The 24,994-nt window shown below is 38.0% G+C and carries 23 protein-coding genes and 1 tRNA gene; 13 read left to right on the top strand and 11 right to left on the bottom strand.

Going from position 1 to position 24,994, the window contains the following annotated elements:
* Positions 1-123: 123 nt before the first annotated feature.
* Positions 124-199 (bottom strand) — tRNA-Phe (locus I6E72_RS18355).
* 341 nt (positions 200-540) lie between these two features.
* On the opposite strand from I6E72_RS18355, the gene I6E72_RS18350 reads away from it, so the two are divergent.
* Positions 541-3,318, top strand: coding sequence for an ATP-binding protein (locus I6E72_RS18350; protein WP_197102763.1), 2,778 nt, complete (start codon positions 541-543; stop codon positions 3,316-3,318).
* Between the two features lie 52 nt (positions 3,319-3,370).
* Here the strand turns inward: I6E72_RS18350 and I6E72_RS18345 are convergent, their stop codons facing one another.
* Together I6E72_RS18345 and mutY are read right to left on the bottom strand one after the other, a co-directional pair.
* Complete coding sequence (locus I6E72_RS18345; protein ID WP_007582954.1) at positions 3,371-3,643, bottom strand: oxidative damage protection protein; 273 nt, start codon at positions 3,641-3,643, stop codon at positions 3,371-3,373.
* 35 nt (positions 3,644-3,678) lie between these two features.
* A complete protein-coding gene (gene mutY, locus I6E72_RS18340) occupies positions 3,679-4,740 on the bottom strand; it encodes an A/G-specific adenine glycosylase (RefSeq protein ID WP_197113622.1) in 1,062 nt (353 codons plus the stop codon).
* 161 nt (positions 4,741-4,901) lie between these two features.
* On the opposite strand from mutY, the gene trmB reads away from it, so the two are divergent.
* The 4 genes from trmB (at position 4,902) to arcA (ending at position 9,683) form a co-directional block, all read left to right on the top strand.
* Positions 4,902-5,627 (top strand): tRNA (guanosine(46)-N7)-methyltransferase TrmB, encoded by a 726-nt coding sequence (gene trmB / locus I6E72_RS18335; protein WP_007582957.1) that lies wholly within the window; start codon positions 4,902-4,904, stop codon positions 5,625-5,627.
* A 66-nt stretch (positions 5,628-5,693) separates the two neighbouring features.
* Positions 5,694-6,719: a methyltransferase gene (locus I6E72_RS18330; RefSeq protein ID WP_197113619.1), complete on the top strand. Its 1,026-nt coding sequence runs from the start codon at positions 5,694-5,696 to the stop codon at positions 6,717-6,719.
* Between the two features lie 151 nt (positions 6,720-6,870).
* A complete protein-coding gene (locus I6E72_RS18325; RefSeq protein WP_024594519.1) occupies positions 6,871-8,475 on the top strand; it encodes a sensor histidine kinase in 1,605 nt (534 codons plus the stop codon).
* Between the two features lie 491 nt (positions 8,476-8,966).
* The gene (arcA, locus tag I6E72_RS18320) at positions 8,967-9,683 is read left to right on the top strand and encodes a two-component system response regulator ArcA (RefSeq protein ID WP_002962549.1); all 717 of its coding nucleotides are present in this window, start codon (positions 8,967-8,969) and stop codon (positions 9,681-9,683) included.
* Between the two features lie 16 nt (positions 9,684-9,699).
* On the opposite strand, the gene arcB is transcribed toward arcA, so the two are convergent.
* Entirely contained in the window at positions 9,700-12,018 is a 2,319-nt protein-coding gene (gene arcB / locus I6E72_RS18315) for an aerobic respiration two-component sensor histidine kinase ArcB (protein ID WP_165722089.1), read from the bottom strand.
* Between the two features lie 232 nt (positions 12,019-12,250).
* On the opposite strand from arcB, the gene folE2 reads away from it, so the two are divergent.
* From folE2 to I6E72_RS18295, 4 genes are all read left to right on the top strand, one after another.
* Positions 12,251-13,171 (top strand): GTP cyclohydrolase FolE2, encoded by a 921-nt coding sequence (folE2, locus tag I6E72_RS18310; protein ID WP_121954074.1) that lies wholly within the window; start codon positions 12,251-12,253, stop codon positions 13,169-13,171.
* A 116-nt stretch (positions 13,172-13,287) separates the two neighbouring features.
* A complete protein-coding gene (locus tag I6E72_RS18305) occupies positions 13,288-13,884 on the top strand; it encodes a DUF2726 domain-containing protein (RefSeq protein WP_007582968.1) in 597 nt (198 codons plus the stop codon).
* A 122-nt stretch (positions 13,885-14,006) separates the two neighbouring features.
* Positions 14,007-14,714 (top strand): 5'-methylthioadenosine/S-adenosylhomocysteine nucleosidase, encoded by a 708-nt coding sequence (gene mtnN / locus I6E72_RS18300; RefSeq protein ID WP_024589694.1) that lies wholly within the window; start codon positions 14,007-14,009, stop codon positions 14,712-14,714.
* On the top strand, positions 14,715-15,659 hold the full coding sequence (locus I6E72_RS18295; protein WP_024594516.1) for a cobalamin biosynthesis protein CobD/CbiB: 945 nt from the start codon (positions 14,715-14,717) through the stop codon (positions 15,657-15,659).
* Positions 15,660-15,754: 95 nt separating this feature from the next.
* On the opposite strand, the gene tyrS is transcribed toward I6E72_RS18295, so the two are convergent.
* Positions 15,755-16,954 carry a tyrosine--tRNA ligase gene (gene tyrS, locus I6E72_RS18290; protein ID WP_007585427.1) on the bottom strand — a complete coding sequence of 400 codons (1,200 nt, stop codon included), beginning with the start codon at positions 16,952-16,954 and terminating at the stop codon, positions 15,755-15,757.
* Between the two features lie 322 nt (positions 16,955-17,276).
* On the opposite strand from tyrS, the gene I6E72_RS18285 reads away from it, so the two are divergent.
* Positions 17,277-18,590: a peptidoglycan DD-metalloendopeptidase family protein gene (locus I6E72_RS18285; protein ID WP_007585425.1), complete on the top strand. Its 1,314-nt coding sequence runs from the start codon at positions 17,277-17,279 to the stop codon at positions 18,588-18,590.
* A 74-nt stretch (positions 18,591-18,664) separates the two neighbouring features.
* Here the strand turns inward: I6E72_RS18285 and I6E72_RS18280 are convergent, their stop codons facing one another.
* The 5 genes from I6E72_RS18280 to I6E72_RS18260 form a co-directional block, all read right to left on the bottom strand.
* Positions 18,665-18,841, bottom strand: coding sequence for a hypothetical protein (locus I6E72_RS18280; RefSeq protein ID WP_007583822.1), 177 nt, complete (start codon positions 18,839-18,841; stop codon positions 18,665-18,667).
* A 13-nt stretch (positions 18,842-18,854) separates the two neighbouring features.
* Positions 18,855-19,826 carry an aldo/keto reductase gene (locus tag I6E72_RS18275; protein WP_007583820.1) on the bottom strand — a complete coding sequence of 324 codons (972 nt, stop codon included), beginning with the start codon at positions 19,824-19,826 and terminating at the stop codon, positions 18,855-18,857.
* Between the two features lie 142 nt (positions 19,827-19,968).
* Positions 19,969-21,099, bottom strand: coding sequence for a sodium ion-translocating decarboxylase subunit beta (locus tag I6E72_RS18270; protein ID WP_002961942.1), 1,131 nt, complete (start codon positions 21,097-21,099; stop codon positions 19,969-19,971).
* Between the two features lie 13 nt (positions 21,100-21,112).
* Complete coding sequence (oadA, locus tag I6E72_RS18265; protein WP_197113616.1) at positions 21,113-22,894, bottom strand: sodium-extruding oxaloacetate decarboxylase subunit alpha; 1,782 nt, start codon at positions 22,892-22,894, stop codon at positions 21,113-21,115.
* 11 nt (positions 22,895-22,905) lie between these two features.
* On the bottom strand, positions 22,906-23,148 hold the full coding sequence (locus I6E72_RS18260; RefSeq protein ID WP_007583814.1) for an OadG family protein: 243 nt from the start codon (positions 23,146-23,148) through the stop codon (positions 22,906-22,908).
* Between the two features lie 519 nt (positions 23,149-23,667).
* Between I6E72_RS18260 and I6E72_RS18255 the strand changes: the two genes are divergently transcribed.
* From I6E72_RS18255 to I6E72_RS18245, 3 genes are all read left to right on the top strand, one after another.
* Complete coding sequence (locus tag I6E72_RS18255; RefSeq protein WP_002961939.1) at positions 23,668-23,841, top strand: DUF1328 domain-containing protein; 174 nt, start codon at positions 23,668-23,670, stop codon at positions 23,839-23,841.
* A gap of 58 nt (positions 23,842-23,899) precedes the next feature.
* Positions 23,900-24,091 carry a hypothetical protein gene (locus I6E72_RS18250; protein ID WP_007378921.1) on the top strand — a complete coding sequence of 64 codons (192 nt, stop codon included), beginning with the start codon at positions 23,900-23,902 and terminating at the stop codon, positions 24,089-24,091.
* A 132-nt stretch (positions 24,092-24,223) separates the two neighbouring features.
* Positions 24,224-24,691 (top strand): YcxB family protein, encoded by a 468-nt coding sequence (locus I6E72_RS18245; RefSeq protein WP_007583811.1) that lies wholly within the window; start codon positions 24,224-24,226, stop codon positions 24,689-24,691.
* Between the two features lie 50 nt (positions 24,692-24,741).
* Here the strand turns inward: I6E72_RS18245 and csrA are convergent, their stop codons facing one another.
* Positions 24,742-24,933 carry a carbon storage regulator CsrA gene (gene csrA, locus I6E72_RS18240; RefSeq protein WP_004587515.1) on the bottom strand — a complete coding sequence of 64 codons (192 nt, stop codon included), beginning with the start codon at positions 24,931-24,933 and terminating at the stop codon, positions 24,742-24,744.
* Positions 24,934-24,994: the final 61 nt, after the last annotated feature.

The raw sequence follows: 24,994 nt of genomic DNA, 5'->3' as shown, positions 1-24,994 counted from the left end.
GGTTGACCTACTGATTACAAGTCAGTTGCTCTACCAGCTGAGCTAAGTCGGCACACAAAACTGTGTGCTAAGGCACGCGTAATAATGTTTAAACTGTTGATTAAACACCACTACTTTAATAAATGGTGCCTCGACCCGGAATCGAACCAGGGACACGAGGATTTTCAATCCTCTGCTCTACCAACTGAGCTATCGAGGCACTTAAACAGTGCTAATTAAAAATCTTAAAGGATTTTTAATGCAATTCCCACTCATCTCTAGCGACTGAGCTATCTGGGCGTGCGGCGTATTAAACGAGTTTTGCCCTTACAAGTCAACTTTTTTTTTCTTCTTTATAACTGTTTGAACGGTTTTCAGACAACTCAGTACATTTTTTATTAATAACGTTCATTTTTACCACAAATCGGGCTATAACTATAAATAAATATAACTAAATCAGACTAAAACCGTAGTGAATTATTTTTTGTAAATGTTACGATTAGCTTAGATACGTACGATAGGGACTTATCGTAGTAAAAACACATCAATTGGAAACAATCAATGCAGAGTAAATTCTCATCGCCAGTAAAAGGCTTACTGCCACTTTTTTTAATCATTAATATTGCTGTAACAGCGCTCGCTATTGTTGCCCACTCATTTTATACACAAACTGAAGTTAAGACAGCCCAACCAGCATCATCTATTAATATTGTAACGCTTGCCGATAGATTAGACTTACCTATGGTTGATGCATTAACTATGTATGGTCAAGGTAAAGTAAAACAGTTACTTGATTTAACCTCCTTATTAGACGGTGACTTTGAATATACTCTATATCGCTTCAATGCTACATCAGATACTCAGTTGGTATATAGCAGCAGTAAACCAGCCATCGCTTCTGTTAAAACTGAAAAGCACTTAAAAGAAGAAGGTATTCTGCATCACCTACTATTGTTAAACGATCAGCCCATTGGCGAGCTTATTATTAAGCAAAACATACCAGCCACGCCTTTAAGCGTTCAAGACTCTCAAGTTATCGCTTACATCATCGCGATAGCGAGTGTTGCTGCATTATTTATACTTACTTTAATGTTTAATATGTACATTAATACGCGCTTACGTAAAAGTACTGACACTCTTACTCAAGAGTTACAGGCAATTACTGAAGATGCTAATTACAATAGTAATGTTGATGAGCAACTTGATATTGGTTTAGGTGTAGTAGCAAAAAACATCAACTTATTGCTACAAAAAGTACAAACTGCAATGAGCGAGAATGACTCTGCACAAAAAGAGCTTTATAAATTACAAAATGGCCTAGAAGCCGAAGTGCAAAATCGTACCTTAGCGCTTGAGCAAGCCACATTAAAAGCAGAGCGAGCAAGCGAAACTAAAACAACATTCTTAGCAACGATGAGTCACGAAATAAGAACACCGATGAATGGTGTTATAGGTACTATTGATTTACTGCGCCAGACCGAACTTGATGGCGCTCAGCATCGTTTAAGTACGATTATTCGTGAATCAGCATTTTCGTTATTGAGCATTTTGGATGATATTTTAGATTTTTCTAAAATTGAGGCTGGAAAGCTAAATATTGACCCGATCCCATTTTCGGTAACCGATACTATTGAAGAAGTTGCTCGTGTGCTCTCATCTGTTGCTAAAAAACGTGAGCTTGATTTAGAGCTAGCAATAGCACCAGATATTCCTATAAATCTTACCGGTGATAGCGTACGTGTACGTCAGGTTCTTTATAACCTATGTAGCAACGCAATTAAATTTACGAGCACTGATGAAAAAACCCAAGGGCATGTAAAAATATCAGTAGAGGTGGTACATAATACGACTGATCACTTTACCTTACGCTTTTGCGTAACTGATAACGGTAAAGGCATGTCGCAGGCACAACTACGCGAAATATTTAATCCGTTTATTCAAGCCGAAAATTCGATTACCCGAGAATATGGAGGGACAGGTTTAGGTCTTTCTATTTGTAAAAGCTTAACTGAGCTTATGCTAGGTACTATTCATGTAACTAGCCATACAGGAATTGGCAGTGAGTTTACTGTTGAACTGCCGTTTAGCACATCGGGTAGAATTAAGTACGCACACAAAGGTGCATTAAATGGTAAGCAAATTGTTGTAGTTAGTAATCACCTAGAACGTGAAAAAACAATGTACCGTTATTTATCGTTTATGGGCGCTAAAATAGTTTATGCACACACAGAAGAAGAAATTGAAGAGCACCAACATTCGCAAGATATTATTTGGGTGGCTGATGGCATAGACAATATGGATAAAACAAACGCGCTGCTAAGACGCTTATTTTATTCATTAGAGGATTATAACCAACAAGTTGTTGTACTAAGCAAGCTTGATGAAGCGGCTATAAATCATAATAATATTTTTTATATTAATGCCTCTCCTTTATGTAAGTCTAACTTTATGCTGTCTATTTTAGTCGCTGCAGGTTTGCATACACCTAAACAAATTAAAAAAACCAAAACACTTAATAACTATTTAAATGTTGAGCAAGCTCGTAAATCAAACAAATTGGTTTTACTTGTTGAAGATAACCTTTTAAACCAACAAGTGCTGACCGATCAATTACACATACTAGGTTTTGGCGTTGAGATAGCAAACAACGGTGAAGAAGGCTTAGATATGTGGAGAAAAGGTGATTACTCACTTATTTTAACCGACTTACACATGCCTAAAATGTCGGGTTACGATATGGTCGAAAAAATCCGTAACGAAGCAGAGCTATTAGAATCAATTGATGCACAGCCTTACATTATTGCTGTAACAGCAAACGCACTTAAAGGCGAAAAAGAGCGTTGTTTAGCCGTAGGTATAAACGACTTCATTACCAAACCTATAGAGCTAAACGCGTTAGAGGACACCTTAAAACGCTGGAGCGATAAGCAAAGCCAAAACCCAAATGTAGTTATCCATCAAACCATGGCGCTACCTATTGATATGGAAGCGGTTGCTAAATATGTAAATGGTGACGAAGCTAAACAGTTACGCTTTTTCAAAATGTATTTAGAACAAAGCCAAGGGCTAATTAAGGGGATTAATTCAGGCGTTATGGTTAACGATTTAGATGAGATTATTGAAGGGTGTCATCAATTAAAATCGATCTCTAAAACAATTGGTGCCCTAACGGTGGCTGAACTTTCAAGTGCATTTGAAGATAAATGTAAAAAAGGTGAACTCACTACCGATGAATTAATAGACTTAAGAGATAAGTTAGAAATTGAATACTCTAAGGCAGCTCAATTTTTAAAAGAACAAATTAAAATCTCTGAGCAAGAAGATGAGTTAAGTGATTAAATAATCGCACACAAAAAAAGGGCTATTTAGCCCTTTTTTAATGTTCAAAATATTATTTTTCAGGCGGTCGATAACCTTCAATTTCCACATCTTTGTTTTCAAACAAAAAGCCAACCATTTGCTCTTCTAAAAATGTGCGGTGCTCTGGGTCCATCATATTTAAATGCTTTTCGTTAATAAGCATTGTTTGCTTATGCTGCCACTGACCCCACGCTTCTTTAGAGATGTTATTAAAAATCTTTTCACCAACTTCACCAGGGTATAACTGAAAGCCAAGCCCTTCGGCTTCTTTTTGTAACTTTTGACAAAATACTGTACGTGCCATGATTGATTCTCTCTAACGCTAAATATGGGGCTATTCTATACTATTGCTGTAATTTGTTTAACCAACTTTTTAGTTGGCGCTGCTAGGCCAACCTCTATTGATTGATCAAGCGGATACCACACTAATTGTTTGTCATTTACTACATCAGGAATGTTCTTAACATTGAGCACATGCGGATTAATCTTCAGCTCAAAATGTGAAAACACATGAATAAACGCTTCAAGCTCTACTAAGTCGGCTTCTAATCCTTGCTGAGCTAAAAACATTTGAAGCTCCTCGTACTCATTAAATTCAAAAAAGCCAAATAGTCCTCCCCAAATACCGCTGTTAGGGCGTTTTTCCATAAGCACTTTATCGCCGCACTGAATAATTAACTGATGACAACTCTTCTTCGGCACTGCTTTTTTAGGTTTAGAACGTGGAAACTCTTTTACTTTACCTGCATTAAAAGCACCACAACCTGAATTTAATGGGCAAGCCTCACAATCAAAACGACTGCGTGAGCAAACACTCGCACCTAAATCCATCATAGCTTGATTAAATTCGGTGACATTATTTTTAGGTGTTAATTGCTCTGATAAATGCCAAAGCTGGTTTTCGACTTTTTTAACACCGTACCAACCTTCTATCATAAAGTAGCGCGCTAAGACTCGCTTAACATTCCCATCTAAAATTGGATGATGCTGCCCAAGCGACAATGATAAAACAGCCCCGGCAGTAGAGCGTCCTATTCCCGGTAAATCCATTACTTCATCAAGCGTTTGCGGAAATTCGCCTTGGTACTTGTCACGTACTATTTTAGCTGTTTTATGTAAGTTACGCGCACGAGCGTAATACCCTAAGCCGGTCCAGTGATGCAGTACTAAATCTTCATCAGCATCGGCTAAAGCAATAATATCTGGAAAGCTTTGCATAAATTTTTCAAAATATGGGATAACAGTAATAACTTGAGTTTGCTGGAGCATCACCTCAGACACCCACACTTTATAAGGTGTTTTACCCAACTGCCATGGAAGTGTTTTACGCCCATGAAGGTGATACCAATCAACGACTTGATTAGAAAACGAATTAGACTGTTCTTTATTTAAATCCAACATATTGTACTTTTACTGATGCTCAATGGCGGCTCAGTCTATTGTAGTTAATAAAAAGATCAAGCTATAGGGCGTGTAAAACCAGCTAATACTTGTGATTGCGGGCTCGGTCAGGGATAATATGCAACCATTTTTAAACACATTGTTTTTGTCAGGCCAATAATATGAGTGAATCAAGCAACACTAACCTTGAGCAAGCTAAGCAAGAAGGTAAATACATCCGCACCATTCGCAGTTTTGTAAAACGCGAAGGTCGATTAACCAAAGGCCAAGCCGCTGCAATCGAAAAATGCTGGCCAACAATGGGCCTAGAGCATAAAAACGGTATGCTTGATTTAAGCGAAGTTTTTGGCAACAACAACGATGTAGTAGTAGAAATTGGTTTTGGTATGGGTAAATCGCTTGTCGAAATGGCAACAAATGCCCCTCACCTAAACTTTATTGGTATTGAAGTACACCGCCCAGGCGTTGGTGCTTGTTTAATGGATGCCGATGAAGCAGGCATTACTAACTTACGTATTTTTGAACACGATGCAGTTGAAGTACTTGCAGACTGTATACCTAATGAAAGCTTAACAACACTACAGTTGTTTTTCCCTGATCCTTGGCATAAAAAGCGTCACCATAAACGCCGTATCGTACAAACTGAGTTTGTTGAAAAACTAAGAGCCCAACTGAAAATGGGTGGCGTTTTTCATATGGCAACAGATTGGGAAAACTATGCAGAGCATATGCTCGAAGTAATGAATGTAGCTCCTGGTTTTAAAAACCAATCAGAAACAAACGATTATGTTCCACGTCCAGATTTGCGCCCGCTTACTAAGTTTGAGCAGCGCGGACATCGCCTAGGTCATGGTGTGTGGGATTTAATGTTTGAACGTACTGAGTAATTTGTAACTTTAAGCACTCACTTTTATTTTTGATAAAACTAAACATACTGTAAGGCAAAGCCATTTATGAGCGTACTAACCAACCCAAGTTTACTGTTACTTCGTAATAGCGAGGCACTAACGGGCAAATCTATCTTGGTGGTCAACTTTGTTCAAGATGGCTTTTTAACAGAGCTTAAAAAACTTAACCCGCAAAGCAAGGTAACTGCATTTAGCTACAACCATGCTAACGGTGAGTTTGCTAAAAACACCAAAGACGTTGAGATTTGTGTAAATCACACAATACCTGGTAACGGCTACGATTTAGTTATTCTTTACTATCCTAAATCAAAACCTGAGTTATTAATGGCGCTTGATAATATTCGATCTGCTATTACTGACGATGCCGAACTATTGGTGGTAGGTGAAAACAAAAGTGGTGTTAAATCAATTGAAAAGCAATTAGCTGGTAAAGCTGAGTTTAGTAACAAAATTGATTCAGCTAAGCACTGCGTTCTTTACTCATTTGCTGAGATTACCCAGCATCCTGACTTTGATATTACGACCTACCATAAAAAGTTTATTGTTAATGTTGCCGACACCGAGTTTACAGCTATTAGTGTCCCAGGGGTGTTTAATCACGGTAGTTTAGATATGGGAACGAAAGTTCTACTCGAAAACGCACCGACAATTAAGCAAGGTAGGGTTCTCGACTTTGGCTGTGGCGCAGGTTTAATAGCAACCTTTTTAGGGCTGCATAATCCAGCACTTGAGTTTGTGTGTAGTGATGTAAGTGCACTGGCAACTTACGCAACACAGCAAACTCTAAAGCTTAACAGCATCAAAGGCGAAGCGATATTAAGTGACGGCCTTAAAAGCATTACCGGTAAGTTTGATTTAATTATTAGCAATCCACCTTTTCATACAGGTATTGCAACCGACTACACAGTAGCAGAAACATTTTTAGCAAATGCAAAACAGCATTTAACTAAAGTAGGAAAGCTGAATATTGTTGCTAACAGCTTTTTAAAATACCCGCCTATTTTAGAAACGCAATTTGAAAGCTACCAAACGGTATTTAAAAATAACAAGTTTGCCGTATATAGCAGCTAGTATTATTTTTAAAAATGCTTGAGTGCAAACGCGCTCAAGCTAACCTTCGCATAAATATAAGAATTAATTTAGCTTTTTTCCTTCATTTTCTCCCGTCTTTGCTAAACTAAAACTCTAAATAATCAAAATTAATTCAGGCGATAACGAAATAATGCCTAAAAAAGTTCATCAAAGTAGCATTCGCAAAGCACTCATAAATTTAATTATGCTTATTACAGCTATTTGCTTGTCGCTATCTATTTCGATATCTACTTATTTAAGCGTAAAAGAGCAAAAGCAATTAATCATTAATAAACTCGTCATACTTTCTGAAATTGTAGCTTTTGATGCTGGTAAATCAGTAGTTGAAGATGATAGAAAAACAGAAGAAAAACGCCTCAAGTCATTTGAAAATATCCCCCTTGTAAAAAACATACATATTTATTCAATAGAAAAAGCATCTCAAAAACCTGTTTTTTTTATTAGCTTTAATGCAAAAAAAACGCCTCCGGTGCCGTTAAGAATAGACAGTGTTGATGAGCTAAAAACGCCACGAATTACGAGCGATCATATTGAACTAACCCGCCCTATTTACGATAACGAAAAGTTGGTAGGTTATGTATATATGCGAGGGAGCCTCGAAAGTTTAGAGACTTATATTGAGAGAAAAATATTAATAGATGTGCTATTAACTCTATTAATTTTAATCGTTGTTTACTTTATTGCTATAAAAGTTCAACGACGTATAGCCAAGCCAATAGAGCAGTTAAGCATGCTATTGCAGGATGTATCTAAAAATCATAACTATGATGCACGCGCGCCAATAACCGATGTAAAAGAAATAACCGCTCTTTCAAATAGTTTAAATATCATGCTTACACGTACCAAAAAGCAACTTGAGCGCCACGAAAAAGATAAACAAGAAATAAAACAACTAAACCAGAGCCTTGAAGAAAAAGTAAACCAGCGAACAATCGCTCTCAGAGAAGCAAATCAAGAGCTTTTATCAACCCTTGAGAGAATGCATCAGTACCAAACGCAAATTGTTGAAAACGAAAAAATGGCATCGCTTGGGCAAATGGTTGCTGGGGTTGCCCATGAAGTGAATACACCAATAGGGCTAGGTATTACAGGCTCTACATTACTTCGAGATAAACTGGCAGATATACAGCAAAGCTTTGACGATAAAAAACTTACCTCAAGCCATCTAAAACGCTTTATAGATGAAGGTATTGAAAACTTAGACTTAATTTATCGTAATCTAAATCGTGCCGCAGACCTGATATCTAACTTTAAAAAAGTGGCCGTTATTCAAGATGACGGTGTTAATACCCATATTAATGTACATAAATTAATAAGTGATGTTTTAACATCGATTCAATCTGAACTACTGCCTAAAAAGCCTGTCGTTATTATTAACTGTCCGACCGACTTGGCTATTCATAGTAAGTCTGAACCTCTGCAACAAGTGTTTCAGCAGTTGCTCATGAACTCTGTGATTCATGGATTTATAGGTAAAGAAAATAATGAAATTCGCTTTGACGTAGAACTGGTAGGGAAAAAATTAACAATAGTTTATTCTGACAATGGTCAAGGCGTTGATAAAAACATTAAAAATAGAATTTTTGACCCGTTTGTAACTTCAAAGCGCGGACAAGGCGCAAGCGGCTTAGGCATGCACTTGGTCTACAACCTAGTAACACAAGCACTTGGCGGAAGAGTTATGTTTGATCTTGAAGAAAAACACGGTGCTCGCTTTATAATTACTATTCCTTAAATAAAGATCACTAAAAAGTGCATATATTTAAAATTTATCCTTGAATTAGCATTTAATGACCTCATTAATGAGGCATGTGATAAGCGCGTAACATTATTTAATTGCATTAAATAAATATTACCAAGCGATTTATGAACTTTTTTATCTTTGCTGTATCACATACATTGATGAAAGGTTAGAAAGTGATATAGTTTTGCTTTGAATTAGTCTGATTATTTTAAGTACCTTGTTTGATTGAATGATGTATCAATTATTAAAGGAAAATGGCTTCGACTTTATGATTCAAATAGCTACATCCACGTATATATCAATTAAACAGTAGTTTTTGCACTGCCCTTTTTAGTAGACTTTGGACACCCTACTGTTTTATTTTTATCCAATTTGTTTTTTCCTTGTTAACAAATGGGTATAATCCTATAATCTCTAGTAATCGGTTATAAATTCGTCACCGGTTTTTTTATAAATAAAATATTCCAAAAGGTTAATTAATAATGCAAACGCCAGTCATTCTAATCGTAGAAGATGAAGACGTAACTCGACTGAACCTAGTTAGTTTATTTGAAGCTGAAGGGTACAAAGTTATTGAAGCCATTGATGGCGATGATATGCATGACAAGCTTACAAATAACGATGACGTTAATCTTGTAGTTATGGATATCAACCTTCCTGGTAAAAACGGTCTTATTTTAGCCCGTGAATTACGCCAAAAGCGTAAAGTAGGTCTTATATTCCTAACGGGTCGTGACAACGATGTTGACCGTATTTTAGGTCTTGAAATTGGCGCAGATGACTACGTTACTAAGCCATTCAACCCGCGTGAATTAACTATTAGAGCTCGCAACCTTATTACTCGTACTGCTTTAGGCGGTGAAGAGTCAGCACTAGAAACAAATGGTGTTATTACGTTTAACGGTTGGGAACTTGATGAAAATAGCCGCTGTCTTACTTCTCCAAATGGCGACGCTAAACGTTTACCAAAAGGTGAGTACAGAGCACTTCGTTTAATGCTTGATTCTCCAGGTCGTATTTTTAGTCGTGAGCAATTAATTAAGCACATGACAGGCCGTGAGCTTCGCGCAAATGACCGTACTGTTGATGTTACTATTCGTCGCATTCGTAAGCATTTTGAAAGTGATAACTCAACGTCAGAGTTAATCAGCACCATCCATGGTGAAGGTTACCGTTTCATTGGTAAAATTGACGCTTAATTAGAGCTAATTAGTTTTACTCTAATTGCTGTAAAAATAAATGAAGGGCTTTTTGTCCTTCATTTATTTTATCTGCTAAAACATCTAACCACTGCTTTAACATTTCATCAGATTCATCAATCGCACCATGCTCCATTATTTTGGCATGAAGCTGCACATCATTTAAACCTACCGATCCAGCCGCACCTTTAAGTTTATGCGCTACTGATTCATACTCTTCTCTATCGCCGGTATTTAATGAGGTAAGTAATTCTTGCTGATATTGTGGACTTAGCTTTTCGAATAACTGACTACTGCGTCTAAATACAACTAAGCCCATCGAATTTACAAAGTCTTCTATTGTTTCAATATCTAATAAGTGTGCATCAATGCCCTCTAGCGCTTCTTCACTTACTTTTAGCTGTGGCTCTGTGCATTCACTTTGCTTAATGCCAAATAAGTCAGCCAGCATTTTATCAAGCTTAACTGTGTTAATTGGTTTAGCCAACGCACCTTGTATTGATATACCTTCAAGCTCTTTTTCAGCACTGCGTACATTGGCAGTTAAAGCAACTATAGGTAATTTATCGAAGTGGCTATCTGAGCGTATTTGTTTAGCAACCACGTCACCGTTTATATCTGGCAATTGCATATCGAGTAGTACTAAATCTAAGTCATCTTCGGTTTCGACAAACGAGAGCGCATCTTCACCGGTTTCAGCCCATAACACTTCATGGCCGCGTTGCTCTAATAGGTTTGTAGCAATTTCGGCGTTAAGAGGCACATCTTCTACTAGTAGAATATACAAACCACGGCCAACATAACTTTGCTCTGTTGGTGCAACACATAAACTAAGCGGTATTTGCACTGTAAAACAACTTCCTTCGCCTTCAGTACTATTTACCGTAATTATCCCTTTCATTGCACTTACAAGTGCCTTAGTTACAGCTAAACCAATACCTGAACCTATCGCGTTAGTGCCTTTTAAATCCGGCGCTTTGTAATACATATCAAATATATGGGCAAGTTGCTCTGGTGGAATACCTTGACCGGTATCCAGTACCTTAATAACTAACCATGGGCCTTCTACGCGATTTTCTCTGCTGCATTCGAGTGTTACTTTGCCTTGCTGAGTAAACTTAACGGCGTTGTTAATTAAGTTCCAAACAACTTGGCGTAATCGAGTCGGATCGAGCTGCGCGTAAACATCAAGTATGCCATTGCGCTTAATATCAAACTCAAGCTCTTTCTGCTCTGCTATTAAGCCTGCAAAATTAACTACATCGTTTATAAAGTCTGACACATTAATAGAATTGGTTGCTATATCGAGCTGATCCCTATCTATTTTATCTAAATCTATAATATCGTTAAAAATATTACCGAGTGTTTCAGCACTCGAAAAAATAGTATTGCCCCAACTACGCTGCTGCTTATTAAGCTCTGTATCTAATAACATACGCGTTAAACCAACAATGCCATTTAAAGGAGTACGTAGTTCATGGCTCAGCGTAGCAATAAACTTACCTTTGTCTTTATAGGCAGTTTCGAGTGCTTGTGCAGCTTCTTTACGGCTAGTGATATCACGACCAAAACCCAGTAAACCAATGTAGTCACCGTCATCATTTATAAAAGGTAATTTACGCAGCTCAAACCAACGTGTTTCACCATTTACTTCATAGCCTACATCTATAGTTAGTGCTTTATGGCTTTGCTCTACTTCTTTATCGGTTGCTAAAACCTCAGCTAAAAAATGACTCGGGAATATCTGCTCAACCGTTTTTCCTATTAGCTCACTACTTGATTTTCCCATTACCTCTTCAAACATTTTATTACAGCCGGCAAATACACCGTTGTTATCACGGTAATAAAATAGATCGGGAGATGAATCAACGATTGAGCGTTGCAACATACTTTGTTGGGCAAGTTCTTGTTGTGTTTTTTTACGCTCAGCAATTTCTCGGCGCAGCTCTTCAATAGCGCGATGCTTGGCATGAAATGCCATTTTACGCTCATCAATTTCAATATTTAAACGACTAATGTTGTCTTTTAGGGTTTGGTTTAAGAGCTTCTCCTGCTTGGTTGCGCTATCTAAATAAGCATACGAGGCATCTAATTGACGTATTGAATTAAGTAATACACTTATAATTAAAGGAGAAACCACAGCCGTAAAAAATACCACAGCCAAAATATCAACAAGATGTAATTCGCCTATCGCCACATAATAAAACATGCTCGATAAAATAAGAGATACAGTTAAAAATAAAGTGTAACAAATAGCTGCGGTTTTAAATTCACCAAATCGCGTTATTGAGCTGGAAAGTACCCGAGCCCAAGGGCTCAAAGAATAATCGGTCATACGTAATTTTATCTCTTAGCTGTGTGCTTAAATATAAAGAAGGCAATGCGCATGTATAAACATACCATTTTCCCAGATTTTAGCATTTTTCTCCTACCACTACCCATGTTGTGCGATAAAAACAGAATTTTTCATGTTTGATTTTGCTCATCTCTTAAACTCATCATTTCAGCAATAAATTATTTAGTGTAAAATGCCCCGCTTTATTATCTCCAAAATACGAGTAGCGCACATGCAAACCAATATGCCAGATATAGCAGACACTGCACCCGCTTTACAAACAGGTAAATTAGACTGGGTTGGCATGGGCGAAATCGAACTGCCATTTATTTTTGAGTCACGAGACTTATCTCCAGTTACAGTAAATGCCAAAGCTCGTGCATTTGTAAATTTGCATAAAGAAGATGCCAAAGGCATTCATATGTCACGTCTATTTTTAGCACTTGACCTGCTTTCAACTGAGCAGCAAGTCAATCCGCAAACAATAGCGCAAGCACTCGATACCTTTATAACTAGCCACGAAGGGCTGAGCGATAAAGCACAAATTGAATTTAAATTTGAATTACCGCTACGCCGTAAATCACTATTAAGTGGTAAAGCGGGCTGGAAAAGCTACCCAGTTGTACTTACCAGTACAATTGAAAATAACATTATTAGCTACGAGCTAACTGTAAATGTTACCTATTCTTCAACATGCCCTTGTTCTGCAGCACTTGCGCGCCAGCTTATACAAAACGCGTTTAACGAAAAGTTTAACCAAGAAACCTTAAGCCAAAAAGATGTGCACGAATGGCTAGGCACTACACAAGGCATAGTTGCTACACCTCACTCGCAGCGCTCTATTGCCAACGTAAAAGTAAAGCTTGATAGCAATATTCAAGAATTTGACGTAGTGACTCTAATAAACACCCTCGAAGCTGAACTTAAAACGCCTGTACAAGCGGCAGTAAAACGCGAAGACGAGCAAGAATTTGCCCGTTTAAATGGTCAAAATCTTATGTTTTGTGAAGATGCAGCGCGTAAAATTAAAGCTTTATTAGAAACAGATAATTACAGCGATTACTGGCTACAAATAAACCATTATGAATCACTCCATGCACACGATGCTGTAGCTATTGCGGTTAAAGGTATTGAAGGTGGATACAAAGCTTAATAGCTACATCGTTTTAGCTTTTACAAACAGTTGGTAATTATTTTATAACTCATACTTTTTAGGCACGTAAATTGCTTTATTTGAGCAGTGTCAATTTGTTGTTATGGAGTTACCGTATGGAATTCGCTTTATTATTAATTCTAGTATTAGTTGTCGGGGCTTCTGTTGTTGCGTCAAAATTTAATGACGATGGCGGAAACCCGTATCCTTTTACCCGCAAGCAAACTGTTTTTACGCAGGTTGAAGGCGCTTTTCTAAATCTTCTCGAGCGTGCTGTAGGCGATCAATATAAAATTGTTAGTCGCGTTAAGCTAATTGACGTTATTGACTGTAAGCAAGGTCTTTCTATTAAATCTAAACGTGCTGCTTTAGCTAAAGCTAAAAATAAGCAACTCGACTTTGTATTGATCGATAAAGAAAAACTAACTATTGTTGCGGCCGTTGACCTAGTTAACAATGCCAATAAAGATGGCCACAAAGCTCAACGTGACTGGTTTGTAAACGGTGCACTAGAGTCTGCGGGCATTCCACATATTCGTATGAAAGTTAAATCGGGCTACCGTCCTTCTGAAGTACGCGATGCAATTATGTTTAAACTTGGTAAGCCTGCAGCAACACAAACGCAGCGCCCTGTTCGTAATCGCTCACATAAGCCAGCGGTACTTTCACCTTCTCAAGCCAAAGCACAAACAACTGCTTTAGCTGAAATTTAAAAACCAAATTAAATACTCTCCTAAAAAGTATTTAAAGCGAGCTCATAAACAAGCTCGCTTTTTTGTTTTTTATTGCTAACTTCACGTATAATCAAGTGATTCAAACTCAGGAATTAAACATTATGAATGTTGGTATTATTGGCGCAATGGAGCCAGAAGTTAAAATTTTACGTGAAGCGATGCAAAACCCACAAATTTTAACTAAAGCAGGTTTCACTTTTTATACTGGTGAATTGGCTGGTAACACAGTAACACTTGTTCAATCTGGTATTGGTAAAGTAGCATCAACAATTGCAACTACCTTACTAATTGACAACTTCAAACCTGATTGCGTAATTAACACAGGCTCTGCCGGTGGATTCGATCCTTCTCTAAGTGTTGGCGACGTAGTAATTTCGTCAGAAGTACGTCATCACGATGTAGATGTTACTGCTTTTGGCTACGAAATTGGCCAAGTACCACAAATGCCAGCAGGCTTTACAGCTCACCCTAAATTAGTTGAAGCAGCACAACAAACAATCGAACAAATCAGTGATGTTAAAACACTTGTTGGCTTAATTTGTACTGGTGACACATTTATGTGTGACCCTGTGCGTATCGATAAAGCACGCAGTGATTTTCCTACAATGCTTGCCGTTGAAATGGAAGGCGCTTCAATTGCACAAACGTGTTTTACGCTTAACACACCATTTGTTGTAATTCGCTCAATGTCTGATATTGCAGGTAAAGAGTCACCACAATCATTTGAAGAATACCTAGAAACAGCATCAATCAACTCATCTAAAATGGTTGTCGCACTTTTAGAAAAGCTAACTGCAGTGTCTCTGTAAATGCTTAGCAATATTGTTCAAAACCACTTGGACTTTATTGCCTTCATACTAGCGCTCCTTGCTGAGCGCTTTATTCCCCTTATTAGCTGGTATCATCCTAATACAGCGTTAAATGCTGTTTTTAGTGCTATTGGCAAGCGCATATACAAAAGCAAAGAACCTAAAAGCTATCAATATTTGGCAGCTATACTCGCAAGCACGCTCATTTTAAGTGTCATTCTCATTATTGTAGTGCTACTACTCGAGTTTGCTTTTTATCCTGAATTACTCGCTGGCCTTATTTTATACTTATGCTTAGAAAGTAAGAGTATTGATAAAAAAGCACTTCGCATTGCAAAGCTAACTAAACAAAATCAAAAATCGACAGCACGCGAATTACTAAAACCACTGCTTGCCCGTGAAGTTAATAGGCTTTCATCTCCTGGTATTATCAAAGCATTAATTGAAAGCTTAATACTGCGCACTGCTCGATACTATTTCGTAGTTATATTTATATTTTTAGCCTTTGGCCCTATTGCGGCCCTCGCCTATCGATTACTTACTTTAATACAACAAGCCTGGCGTAGTGACATATCCCCAAATAGCTACTTTTTAAAACCGCTTAAAACTCTGTTGTTTATTATTGAGTATATTCCAATGCGCTTACTCGCTTTAACTATTGCAGCAAGTAGAGCGAGCAAACAAAGCATGCATTACATAAAGCATTATGGCAGACATTTTTATCAAACAAATACAGGTTGGCTACTAAGCACATGCTCTGCATCACTTGGTGTGCAGCTGGGCGGGCCTGCAGTTTATTTAGGTACTCGCTTTAATAAAATGCGTATTGGTACTGATAGACTACCTACACCCGAGGATGTACCTGTAATAATTAATAGATTAAATCAGGCGCGTGTATTTTGGTTGTTAGTAATTGTAAGTATTGAAATATTAAAAGTGATTTAGTGACTATTTAGTGACTACCTCGTAACTAATTTTTCAGCCAAAATACGAGCACAAAAAAACCAGCCTAGGCTGGTTTTTTAGTTTTCAAACGGTATTTAAGCTACAGTGATGTTTGCAAACTTACGTTTACCTACTTGGTAAATAGCTGTTGTGCCTTTTGCTATTTCAAGTTTGGTGTCAGTGATTTTATCTTCACCGTTAAGTTTAACTGCACCTTGCTTAATCATACGCATTGCTTCTGATGTACTTACTACTAAATTTGCTTCTTTAAGCAAGTTAGCAATTAAAATAGTATCTTCTGCAATAGTGATTGTCAGCTCTGGGATTTCATCTGGTAACGCTTTTTTCTGAAAACGCTGAATAAAATCATCATGTGCACCTTGTGCATCAGCTTCACTATGAAAACGAGCAATTAACTCTTTAGCTAGTTCTATTTTAATATCGCGCGGGTTAGTACCTTGCTCAACACGTTCTTTTTGAGCTGCAATTTCTTCAATAGAAAGCGCGCTTAATAAATCGTAATAACGCCACATTAGCACATCACTAATTGACATTATTTTACCAAACATATCGTTTGGCGCATCAGTAATACCAATGTAGTTACCAAGCGACTTAGACATTTTTTGAACGCCGTCAGTACCTTCAAGTAATGGCATCATTAATACTGTTTGCGGCTTTTGGCCTTCAACTTTTTGTAGCTCACGACCCATTAGCAAGTTAAAGCGCTGATCAGTACCGCCCAGTTCAACATCTGACTCTAGTGCAACCGAATCCCAACCTTGTACCAGTGGATATAAAAACTCGTGAATTGCAATTGGTTGACCGCTGCCGTAACGCTTTTTAAAGTCATCACGTTCAAGCATGCGCGCTACTGTTTGGTTAGCAGCAAGTTTTATCATACCTGCAGCGCCTAACTTTTCCATCCAAGTAGAGTTAAATGCAACAGTGGTTTTAGCAGGATCTAGAATTTTGAATACTTGTTCTTTATATGTTTCGGCATTGGCTAGTACGTCTTCGCGAGTAAGTGGTTTACGCGTTACGTTTTTACCTGTTGGGTCACCAATCATGCCAGTAAAGTCACCAATTAAGAAAATAACCTCATGACCTAAATCCTGAAAGGTTTTCATTTTATTAATTAGTACAGTGTGCCCTAAATGTAAATCAGGGGCTGTAGGATCAAAGCCAGCTTTTATTTTTAGCTTTTTGCCCGACTTTAGTTTTTCAACTAGTTCGTCTTCAATTAATATTTCTTCTGCACCGCGTTTTATCTCTGCTAGAGCGGTTTGTAAATCCACTTTGTGTTACTCCAAAATTCTGCCTACGAAGGGGCGGACTAGTTACTTGTAATCACGGTTTAATATAGGTTTAAACCGAATATATATATGTAGCTAACATAACAAATTTCTACCTAATTAAAATAACTTTTTAAGTTATTAATGCAACTAAACAAAATGAATTGAGTCTTAGTTAGATAGGACGTTAAAAAAGGCTTCTTAACCCTGATTTTAGCGTAGTTTAAGGTTAGTTTAAATCTACAAAGCACTAGTATTCGTACATTATTAAGTATATCCTGCAATATTATGTATTTATTATCTTGACAGCAGAAAAAGGCACGTTATGGTTCACGTGGTTAACACTCTCCCAAAAAAACACAAATTGCTTATTTTAGGTTTAGTTTCTGCTATTGCCGGCTTGGCATTTCTTCCTTCTGAAAAAGCGACTGCTTCTAAAGACAATAATGCAGATGCATTAGAGATAGGCAAGCGCTATGAGTTACAAGTTAAAGTTGATGACAACGAAAAATTAACTGAGTTAAATTCAGAGCAAGCAGCAGAAAAATTACCAGAATACGACTTTGTCGATCATAAAGTTAAAAATGGCGACAATTTAGCAATTATCTTCAAACGTGCTGGTTTTTCAGCTCAAACGCTCCATAAACTAATTAACACTAACGCAGAAACGCGCAAGCTAACTAAAATTCACCCCGGTGAAATACTTAGCTTTGCGACAGCTGAAGATGGCTCTTTGGCTCAACTGCGCTATGTGATTTCAAAAACCGATACTTTATTTGTTACCTTAAATGAAGAAGGTAACTACGATACAGCTATTGATAGTAAAGAAATTGAAACGCTAACCAAAACCGCTGGCGGCGAAATATCTAACAACTTTTGGACTTCAGCAATAGCGGCAGGTTTAAGCGAACGTCAAATAATGAACTTTGCTGACATATTTGGTTGGGATGTTGATTTTGCAAACGACATTCGTAAAGGCGATGTGTTTGGCTTAATTTACGAGTCTCATTATGTTGATGGCGAGTTTATTGGTACCGGTAAAATTATTGCTGCTGAATTTGTAAACCAAGGTCAGCGCTTTGCAGCGATTCGCCATACCGACGGCAATTTTTATACGCCTGAAGGGCGTAGCATGAAAAAAGCATTTTTACGTGCACCTGTAAGCTTTAAATATATTAGTTCGAGCTTTAATCCTCGTCGCTTACACCCAGTTACTGGGCAAGTTAGAGCGCACCGTGGTATCGACTTTGCGGCACGCACTGGCACACCGGTGGTTGCATCAGGTAACGGTAAGGTAGTTAAAGCGGGTTACAGCAAGTACAACGGTAACTACGTATTTATTAGCCATGGCACACAATATGTAACTAAGTACTTACACCTAAATAAGAAACTAGTTAAAACGGGCCAAAAAGTTAAACAGGGCCAACAAATTGGTACTGTAGGTTCTACGGGTCGTGTTACTGGCGCGCATTTACACTATGAATTTTTAGTAAATGGCGTTCACCGTAATCCTAAAACAGTAAAACTTCCTAAGTCAGAGCCACTACCTCGCTCAGAACTTGCTAAGTTTAAACCGATTGCAGATAACTTTATTGCCCAACTTGAGCGCAATCGCGAGCTACAGTTAGCACTTAAATAAAGTTTATTAATAAACATTAAAAAAGCCTTTGCAGGTTAAACCTGCAAAGGCTTTTTTGTATACGCTAAAAACCATTAATACATTAATACATAAATGAGCTGAATCACTAAGGACACCATCACTAATGGCCAAATATATTTGCTGTATTTGGTTGCACCGTTGAGCCCTATTTTACTTTGATATTTTTCAAGCAGTGGAATAAGTATCGCTAGCGCGACAAACAAACCAATTAAAATAACGAATATATTCATATCAATGCCCTACTTATGGTAGCTCATGGCCTTTAGCGCTTACATAAAGTGCATACCAATGCTCACGAGTTAGTTGTACGTTTACAGCATCACAAGAGGCTTTAATACGCTTGGCATTAGTTGTTCCAATAATCGGCTGAATAGATGCGGGATGGCGCAGTAGCCATGCAATAACAATAGCCTCAGCAGACGTATCATAAAGTGCAGCCAGCTTATTAACTAAAAGACTGGTGTTAATATCAGCCTGCGATGCGTTTGATAAATCACTGCCGCTGTATAATCCTTGGCATAAACTGCCCCAGCTTTGAATTTGAATTTCAAAATGGCGACAGTACTCAATACTACCGGGCGTAAAATTAAGATCCTTACCGTCACTGTTACCGGCATATACACCTTCATCAACAAACTGATGCTTTTGTAAACTAGCCTCAATTTGATTAGCCACAATCGGCATATCAAGTGCATGCTGTAAAAAATTCATTTGATGTTGCTGCATATTCGATACTGCAAAATTGCGCACTTTACCGCTTTCTTTTAAGCAACTAAATATGCGAGCAATTTCGTTAACTTCCATGAGTGGATCAGGACGATGCAGCATAAGTACGTCTAAATAGTCTGTATTTAATCGCTTCAAGGATGCTTCAACTGATTGCTCAATCCACTTTGATGAAAAATCATAGCGCTTTGGCCCTAAGTCATCTTCAAAACGAATCCCACACTTAGATTGAATATACATGTGCTCTCTAAGCTCTGGTCGCTCGCTTAATGCTTTACCAAAAACCTGCTCCGCTTTACCAAAAGTATAAATATCAGCATGGTCAAAAAAGTTAATGCCACCTTCAATAGCGTTATCTATGCATTCATGAGTTTGCTTAACATGTGCATCAGTGATTGCGTCTTTATTCCAACCGCCGCCCAGACCCATGCATCCGAATACAAGTTTACTAACATGAGGTAAGTGCTTTGCTAAAGGTGTGTGAAGCATGATAACTATCCTTAAAATTTTGAAGAGCTGTTACTGTAAACAAAAAGCGCTGAACAAGAAACTATTTAGCGGTGAACAAATTAAGAACAAAAAAAAGCGCAGTAAACTGCGCTAAATCATTTATTAACTACCACGTTAATTATTAGCCAACAAGTGCTAATAAAATACCCGCAGCAACTGCACTACCAAGTACACCCGCTACGTTGGGTCCCATAGCATGCATAAGTAAAAAGTTATGTGGGTTACTTTCAAGGCCAACTTTATTAACTACTCGTGCCGCCATTGGCACAGCCGATACACCTGCCGCTCCAATTAATGGGTTTATAGGTGTTTTAGATATGCGATTAAGTCCTTTTGCCATAAATACGCCAGATGCCGTACCAATTGCAAAAGCCAGTGCGCCAAGCACTAAAATACCAATCGTCTCAACAGTTAAAAACTTATCTGCAGCAAGCTTTGAACCTACAGCTAAACCTAAAAATATAGTTGTAACATTGATGATTTCGTTTTGAGCACTGTTACTTAATCTATCAACAACACCCGACTCTCGCATTAAGTTACCTAAACAAAACATACCTACAAGCGGTATAGCAGCCGGTAAAAACATAGCCGTTAAACTAAGCACCATAAGAGGGAAAATAATCTTTTCCTTTTTAGATACTTTGCGAAGCTCTGGCATCTTAATTTTACGTTCTTCTGGGGTTGTTAACGCACGCATAATTGGCGGCTGAATAATTGGCACAAGTGCCATGTATGAGTATGCGGCTACCGCTATTGCACCAAGTAAATCAGGTGCCAGTTTTGACGCTAAAAATATTGCAGTCGGTCCATCTGCTCCACCTATAATCGCAATAGCCGATGCATCCTGTAAAGTAAACTCAAAGCCTGGCACATAGTTTAATAATATCGCACCAAACAGAGTCGCAAAAATACCAAACTGTGCAGCCGCACCTAATAGCAACATACGTGGATTAGCAATAAGCGCACTAAAATCGGTTAGCGCCCCTACTCCCATAAATATCAATAACGGAAAAATCCCCGTATCAATACCCACATAATAAACGTAGTACAAAAGCCCACCTGGGTCTGACAAACCTGCCACAGGTACATTTGTTAAAATCGCACCAAAACCAATCGGTAGCAATAATAGTGGTTCAAAGCCTTTAGCTATCGCTAAAAACAGTAATAAACACCCTACCGCAATCATAATTAACGATGGGATTGTAAAGTTAGCAATGCCAGTAGCATTCCAGAGGTTTAAAATACCTTCCATCCTCTATTTACTCCTAAGCTAATGCAATCATAGCGTCGCCGGTAGTTACAGCATCGCCTTCACCAACTAACACTTCAGCAATTGTTCCGGTATGCGTAGCGCGTATTTCAGTTTCCATTTTCATGGCTTCCATAATAATCACTACATCGCCTTCGTTAACAACTTGCCCAGCTTTTACCTTAATCTTAAAAATATTACCGGCTAAAGGTGCGTTAAGTGTTTCACCTGATGCAACTGAAGCAGACTGAGGAATGTGCTCAGAGTCTTTTAATGTTACTTCTTTTAGCTCACCACCTTGCGCCACTACTACGTCGTAAACTTTACCATCTACTTTTACGCTGTATTGCTCAGCTTTAACGCTGTTATTATTTGATCCCGATTTTGGTGCTGCCTTATTGCTCTTATCTTCAACGGTAGGAATAGGCTCAAATGCATCAGGGTTATTACGATTTTTAATAAATTTCAAACCAACCTGCGGAAACAATGCATAAGTTAGTACGTCATCAATTTGCTCATCAGCAAGTGTTAAACCTTGCTCTTGCGCTTCTTTTAATAATTCAGCTTCAAGCGTTGCAAGCTCTGGTGCAATGTTATCTGCAGGGCGACAAGTAATAACCTCTGCTCCATCAAGCACAAGCTCTTGTAGCTCTTTATTCATTGGTGCTGGTGTTAAGCCATATTCACCTTTTAATACGCCAGCAGTTTCTTTAGTAATTGTTTTATAACGCTCACCGGTTAGCACGTTAAGTACTGCTTGAGTACCTACAATTTGCGACGTGGGTGTTACTAAAGGTAAAAAACCAAGATCTTCACGTACGCGTGGGATCTCAAGCAAAACTTCATTAAGCTTATCTGCCGCGCCTTGCTCTTTAAGTTGGTTTTCCATGTTTGTAAGCATGCCACCAGGTACTTGAGCTAGTAAAATACGACCATCAACCCCTTTTAAGCTACCTTCAAATGCCGCATATTTTTTACGTACATCTCTAAAGTAAGCAGCAATTTCTTCTAGGTGGTTTAAATCAAGGTCGGTATCGCGCTCAGTTCCTTCAACTATGGATACAATAGTTTCAGTTGCTGTGTGTCCGTAAGTCATACTCATAGATGAAATAGCGGTATCAAGCATATCAATGCCCGCATCAATCGCTTTTTGATAAGTCGCAGTACTTAAACCTGTTGTAGCGTGGCACTGCATAGCAATAGGAACCGATACGGTTTCTTTAAGTGCTTTAATTAGTTTTTCAGCATCGTACGGCTTTAATAAACCCGCCATGTCTTTAATACAAATTGAGTGACAGCCTAAATCTTCTAATTGCTTAGCAAGAGTCAGCCACATATCAAGCGTATGAACAGGACTTACTGTGTACGAAATAGTACCTTGAGCATGTGCGCCTACTTTTATAGCCGCTTTAATCGCTGTTTCTAGGTTACGTACATCGTTCATTGCATCGAAAATACGAAATACGTCAACGCCATTTTTATGTGCGCGTTCTACAAACTTTTCAACTACGTCATCAGCGTAATGGCGGTAGCCTAATAGGTTTTGACCGCGTAATAGCATTTGCTGTTTAGTATTAGGCATCGCTTTTTTAAGCGCACGAATACGCTCCCAAGGATCTTCGCCTAAATAACGAATACACGAATCAAATGTAGCACCGCCCCACGATTCAATAGACCAATAACCTGCATCATCTAGCTTGCTAGCAATAGGTAGCATATCGTCTAGGCGCATACGTGTTGCGAGCAATGATTGGTGCGCATCGCGTAATACCAATTCTGTTAATTTTAATTTAGCCATGTGTGTGCCCCTTATTTATTATTTGATTTGTACTGAGCAATGGCAGCACTAATAGCAGCGATGTGCTCATTAGGCACACCTTGAGATTTAAAAGACGGTGATTTAGCTGGTGATGCCTCTGGTTCGCTATAGCGCGTCACCAAATTAGACATAAGCGTTACTGCACCAATTAATATCGACAGAAATACAAACACCCCAACCATACCAGTTAGCATTAAGCTACCAGCCGTTGTGAGTAGAGCACCTATATCCATTTTTCTCCCCCTTGAAACCCATATCGAAAATAAAAAATCGATTTAATTAAATATTTATTCACTGGATAATAACAAAACTAGTCGCTTTGTCTACATCTTGTAAATTGGTAAAACCAATTAAACTATAAACAACATAACACTCAACAAATTTACATGCCATAACCCAGCAATCATGCGCCCTACAATACATACAGAAAATAACGACTATAGCTAATAGTTATATGGAAGTTGTTAATTAACTATTCAACTTAATAAAAATAACCGCCAAATTTTATAATAAGTACAAAAACACACATCAATTGTTAATTGGTCTTACCAAAAACATTATTTTTAGTGAATATTTACCGGTAACTTGTAACAGTGTGAATAACTTACATAACAAAGCGTAAAAATTACTAACTAACTAATAACTAAAAACACAGTTAAAAACCATAACTATCTGATATAAAACAAAAATAAAATTTGGCATATAACTGGCATTAGTTATTGTGAGCAAATTTGATAACCAAGGAGAAAACAATGTTACGCTGGACAATTACATTTTTAGTTATTGCTTTAATCGCTGCAGTGTTAGGTTTTGGTGGCATCGCAGGTGCCGCAGCTGGTATAGCAAAAATTATATTTTTTATATTTTTAGTACTTTTAGTGATCTCATTAGTTTCAGGTGCACTACGTGGTAAATCACCCAGGTAGATAAAGCATTCAAGTAACAAACACTAAAATTTAATTAATACTTACAAGGAATTACATTATGAATTCAACAACTGTAAAAGCAGCACTAATCGGTCTATTCGCAAGTTTCTTCATCATGGGTTGTGAAGACAATCACGCAGAAGACGCAGGCGAACGTATTGACGAAGCAGTAACTGACGTGCAAAACAAAGTAGAAGATGCATGTGAAAATGTTAAAGAAGGCGTAAACGCTGAAGAAACTAACTGTTAATTCTTCTTGTATCGCTAAAAAACGGCCTTAGGGCCGTTTTTTTGTGCCTGTAATAAAATCACTGACTATAAAGCTGCTCATTTAGCGGTTAGCTTGTTAAAATAAAAAAAACGATATTTAAAGCAAGGCAATATGGCATTTACAACAACCTACACACTAGATAAACCTTACTTTTACGAGTGCTTTGATGAGTCACTCCCCTACAGTAAGCGCGCCAAACCTAAGTACTTTTTACTTGTACTCCTCGTTGCGCTTGGTTTATTTGGCATTTATGTTTTAAACGATCATTACTTAGGATCGTTTATGATCATGCTAGGTGTACTAGAGTGCGTCGCTTTTTACTATCGCAGACCTTGGTGGGTAACCAGACAAATGCTCAGCAGAGCGTCAGGCTCTGAGGTAACACTTACCTTTGATGAAGAAGGCATTAAATCGGCTAATCATTACAAAAGCTTTCAGCTAACTTGGCAAGACATAAGCGAAGTAATAGATACTCAGCAAGGTATTATTATTAAAAATAAAAGCGGCATGCAATACATTTCAAAACAAATACTAACCCCAGAAACACTCGCTTTTATAAACAAAAAAGCCACTCAGTGAGTGGCTTTTTGACTAGTTGAGTTAATTACTCAACTACGTATACGTGTTGATTAAGCATTGCCCGGATTAGGGTTCGACTTTTCAGCTTGTATGCGCATGTAAATCTCTTCACGATGCACTGATACGTCTTTCGGTGCATTAACACCGATTCGAACTTGATTTCCTTTAACACCTAGAACAGTAACTGTTACTTCGTCACCAATCATTAGGGTTTCACCTACTCTACGAGTTAGTATTAGCATTCTCTTGCTCCCATGTTCCAATAAAAATTATAAGATTCCGCTTAAACATACTAATGAAAAT

This window comes from Pseudoalteromonas sp. NSLLW24 (assembly GCF_015864725.1).
GTDB lineage: Bacteria > Pseudomonadota > Gammaproteobacteria > Enterobacterales > Alteromonadaceae > Pseudoalteromonas > Pseudoalteromonas arctica.
Note: the sequence above shows the minus strand (reverse complement) of the source record. Positions and strands in the feature narration are given on the sequence as shown.